This is a genomic window from bacterium, from assembly GCA_026414725.1.
Taxonomy (GTDB): Bacteria; Ratteibacteria; UBA8468; order B48-G9; family JAFGKM01; genus JAAYXZ01.
Genome location: JAOAIL010000038.1, coordinates 1 through 4,333 on the forward strand (window position 1 = coordinate 1; position 4,333 = coordinate 4,333).

Annotated in this window: 6 protein-coding genes; all 6 read left to right on the forward strand. The window is 38.5% G+C overall.

What is annotated here, in order from left to right; translation table 11 throughout:
- Window positions 1-109: 109 nt before the first annotated feature.
- Window positions 110-493 (forward strand): Fe-S cluster assembly scaffold protein NifU, encoded by a 384-nt coding sequence (gene nifU, locus N3D17_07580; GenBank protein MCX8083226.1) that lies wholly within the window; start codon window positions 110-112, stop codon window positions 491-493.
- Window positions 474-890, forward strand: a complete 417-nt coding sequence (locus N3D17_07585) for a SoxR reducing system RseC family protein (GenBank protein MCX8083227.1) — start codon at window positions 474-476, stop codon at window positions 888-890. The genes nifU and N3D17_07585 overlap by 20 nt, the downstream gene beginning before the upstream one ends.
- Window positions 874-1,098: a NifU family protein gene (locus N3D17_07590; GenBank protein MCX8083228.1), complete on the forward strand. Its 225-nt coding sequence runs from the start codon at window positions 874-876 to the stop codon at window positions 1,096-1,098. Before N3D17_07585 ends, N3D17_07590 begins: the two co-directional genes overlap by 17 nt.
- Before the next feature lie 25 nt (window positions 1,099-1,123).
- On the forward strand, window positions 1,124-2,200 hold the full coding sequence (gene mnmA, locus N3D17_07595; protein MCX8083229.1) for a tRNA 2-thiouridine(34) synthase MnmA: 1,077 nt from the start codon (window positions 1,124-1,126) through the stop codon (window positions 2,198-2,200).
- Between the two features lie 56 nt (window positions 2,201-2,256).
- Window positions 2,257-3,753, forward strand: a complete 1,497-nt coding sequence (locus N3D17_07600) for a radical SAM protein (GenBank protein ID MCX8083230.1) — start codon at window positions 2,257-2,259, stop codon at window positions 3,751-3,753.
- 202 nt (window positions 3,754-3,955) lie between these two features.
- The coding region (locus tag N3D17_07605; GenBank protein ID MCX8083231.1) for a hypothetical protein at window positions 3,956-4,333 on the forward strand (378 nt) is incomplete at its 3' end.

Genomic DNA, 4,333 nt, shown 5'->3' on the forward strand with positions numbered 1-4,333 from the left:
GGGGTGGAGAGAGTAAGCAAAGGTTTCACCCTCCCCTTAATCCCCTCCCCTCTGAGAGAGGGGAAAAGAAGAGTAAGGGAGAGGGAAGAAAAGAAGAAGGAGGAAAGAAATGGACTATACAGAAAAGGTATATGAACACTTAAAAAACCCGAGAAATATGGGGAGGATAGAGGATGCAGATGGTGTTGGTACTGTTGGCAGTCCTGTCTGTGGTGATGTGATGAAGATATACATTAAGGTAAAGGACAATGTTATAGAGGACATAAAGTTTGAGACATTTGGATGTGGTGCAGCCATTGCAACATCATCAGTCCTTACAGAACTTGTAAAAGGGAAAACAATAGAAGAAGCAGAGAAACTCACAAATAAGGATGTGGAAAATGTTCTCGGAGGACTTCCACCTGTAAAGATGCACTGTTCGGTCCTGGCAGAAGATGGACTTAAAGCAGCCATAGAGGACTACAGGAGAAGAAATGCTGGAAGAAAAGGGTAAAGCAGTAGAAGTAAAAGGAGATACAGTGATAGTTATGGTAGATAGAAAGGACAAGGGGCATTGTGGTTGCTGCTGTTTATGTAGAAAAGAGAAAGGGTTCTTTTTTCTTGAAGCAGCAAATGATGGAAAGGTAAAGGTGGGAGATAGTGTAATAGTAAGGATAGATGATAGTGGATTGTTAAAAGGGGTCTTTTTTATTTATGCTTTACCAGTGATAGGTTTTATTACAGGAATTATATCAGCATATTATGTCCCCTTTCTTTCCTTAAAGATGGTAATATTTCTTTCTGTGTTTACAGCATTCTGGTATTATGGATTGAAAAAAGGGAATGAGACAGGTAAAAGAATGAAACCTGAGATTATAAGGAGAGACAATGGAACTGAAGGAAAAGGTTGAGAAGGCATTAGAGGATGTAAGGAAATTCTTGCAGGCAGAAGGTGGTGACTGTGAGGTTGTGGATGTGGATGAAAAAGGTAAGGTGAGTGTCCGTCTTCAGGGCAGTTGTAAGGGATGTCCCTTTTCTGCTTTTACACTGAAGATGAGGATAGAGGCAATTATAAAGGAAAGGGTGCCAGAAGTGAAAGAGGTTGTTGCTGTTGACTGAACTTTTTTCACACACATTATAACCAATGAGAAAGAAGGTACTTGTAGGAATGAGTGGTGGTGTTGATTCTTCTGTGTCTGCACTTCTACTGAAAGAAGAAGGATATGATGTTAGTGGTGTGTTTATGAAGGTCTGGGATGAAAAGTATAAAGGGTTCATTTCAGGACATTCCTGTTTTTCCCCTGACAGAAAAGATACTGAAGATGTAAAAAGTGTTGCAGAGATGCTGGGTATAAAACTTTATATCGTTGACCTTGTAAAGGAATTTTCTAATGCGGTTCTGGACTACTTTAAGAAAGAGTATATCAAAGGAAGGACGCCCAATCCCTGTGTGGTATGCAACAGATATATAAAATTCGGGATTCTAATTGAAAAAATGAGAGAGATGGATAGTTTTGACTTTTTTGCCACAGGGCACTATGCGAATGTGGGGTATAACAGAAGAAAAGGAAGATACATTCTTAAAAAAGGGATGGATAAAAATAAGGACCAGAGTTATTTTCTTTTTTTACTTACGCAGACACAACTTTCAAATGTAATGTTTCCACTGGGAAAATATACAAAGACAGAGGTAAGAAGTATAGCAGAAAGGTATAAACTGCCTGTAAGTGATAAAGAAGAGAGCCAGGACTTTATAGATGGAGATATAAAAAAATTTTTTTCAGGTAAGGAAAAACAGGGGGATATTTTAGATATAGAAGGGAATGTTATAGGAAGACATAAAGGGATTGTCTTTTATACTGTTGGACAGAGGAAAGGGATGGGAATTGCTAAGGGAATCCCCCTTTATGTTATAGAGATAGACACAAAACATAACAGAATTGTAGTGGGAGACAAAAGAAAGGTTTATAAAAGTGAATTCCTTGTGGAAAAACCTAACTGGGTATCTATTGAAGGGATAAAAGAGCCACTCAAAGCATATGTGAGAATAAGGTACAAACATACAGAATCACCTGCTACCATATATCCGCCTGACAGGTATAATTATTCAAAGGTGGTTTTTGATAAACCTCAGTGGGCTATTACACCCGGACAGGCAGCAGTTTTTTATGAAGGAGATGTTCTTTTAGGAGGGGGATTTATCACAACTGTTTATAGATAGAGGGCTTTTGTGGTAAAATACATTACTGTTATTTGAGATGTAAAAAGGAGGTTCCTATGATTAATATGGAATCCAAACTCCTTAATGTAATGGAAAAAGGACCATCTCAGAAGTTTGTTACAACAATGTTAAGTGTTGGTTTACGGAGTCCGCTGACGAGGAAGTATCTTATAGATGCTCTGGAGAGGGCTACTTATAAACTGTCCTTTAAATCTCTGGATAGACCCGATAAAGTAAAGGAAGAAAGGTATTATATGGGGAGTGCCCTTCTCCGTTCCATTGAGAGAGCGTTTGAGTCAAAGGCAATATCTCCAAGGTGTATGAGAGCACTTGCAGACATATTAATCAGCAAGGTAATGGTGGAGGGGGTATATGTAAGGCATACATTTGAAGAAAAGCATGGGTTCAGACCACCTTCCTTTGTAACTATTTCTCCTACCAATGTATGTAATCTGAAATGTAAGGGTTGTTATGCGGGAGAGATATATCAGAGGCATACCTTAAGGTATGATGTTTTTGATAGAGTAATAAGAGAGATAAAGGACCAGTTTGGTGCATACTTTTTTGTCATTTCAGGTGGAGAGCCGTTTGCGTACAGGGAAAGTGGAAAGACACTATTTGATATATTAGAGACACACTCTGACTGTTATTTCATGGCTTATACCAATGCAACACTCATAACAAAAGATGTGGCAAAACGGCTCGGGGAGTTAGGAAACTTTACTCCTGCTATATCTATTGAGGGATTTGAAAAAGAAACAGATGATAGAAGAGGAGAAGGAACTTTCAAAAGGATTACGGATGCAATGGATAATTTGAAGGAATATGGAGTGCCCTTTGGTATATCAGCAACACCAACGAGATACAATGCAGAACTTCTACTTTCTGATGAGTTTCTGGATTTTTATTTTAATAAAAAGGGTGCTATGTATGGATGGTACTTTCAGTATATGCCTATAGGAAGAAAGCCAAACTTTGAACTTATGGTAACTCCTGAACAGAGGTATAAGATGCTTGAAAGGATATGGAGTGTGGTGAAAGAGAAAAAGATCTTTATAGGGGACTTCTGGAATTCAGGGACTGCTTCTGATGGTTGTATGGCTGCAGCGAGGGGTGGCGGATATTTCTATATAATGTGGGATGGAACTATTACTCCCTGTGTATTTATACCTTTTAAGGACAAAGAATACGGTAATCTCTATACCCTGTATGAAAAAGGTAAAACCATAACAGATGCAATAAAATCTCCACTTTTTGCAAGATTAAGGGCATGGCAGGATAACTACTGGCTCAAACAGCCAAAACACAAATGTGGTAATCTACTTACTCCCTGTGCTATAAGGGATAACTCTGAGGACTTTTATAGAATTGTGAGAGAGACAGAAGCACTTCCTACTGACCCAGGGGCTGAAGATTATTTAAAGATGATAGAAGAAGGTAAGATGCCTGAATATAATAGACATTACAGGAGATATACAGACCCATTATGGGAAAAGGAGTATCTCGGAGATTATAAAGCAGAAGAGCCAGACCTTTTCACACAGGGGAACTGATAATAATCAGGATAAATGTTTCACCCTCACCCTGTCCCTCTCCCCTCAAGGGCGAGGAAAGAAAGAACAATCCTCCCCTCTAAGGGAGAGGGAAATGAAGAGGAAGGGTGAAGGTAAAAAAGGGATAAACCTTATTGCTTATTTCATAGTCATAATATAAAAGGTATAATGAAGTAGTTTTAAACAAAAAGGAGAAAGAAGAATGAATAAGAAGAAAGGACTGTTGCCAATTGTTTTATTTCTCTTAACACCATTACTTGTTTTCCCATCTATCCAGTTAGGACAAACTCAGTCAATTACATCATCAGGGATAAAAACAGCAAAAATTTTAGATGGTGCTTCAGGGAATATAAAGACATTTTCTTTAAGTTTCAAAGAGCCATCTCTTGGCCAGACAGGACAGTATAATTCATTTATTATAGAGGGGTGTTCTTTTACGGATAAGTATGGTTATCAAATCCCTGAAAAGGTTATATCTTCTGACCTTCCCAACGGTGAACATGGCTTTTTGCCAAATATTAAAAACGGTAGATGGCAGGAGATAAAAGGTGAGTATTCTCCTCCACCCTCTCCCTTGAGG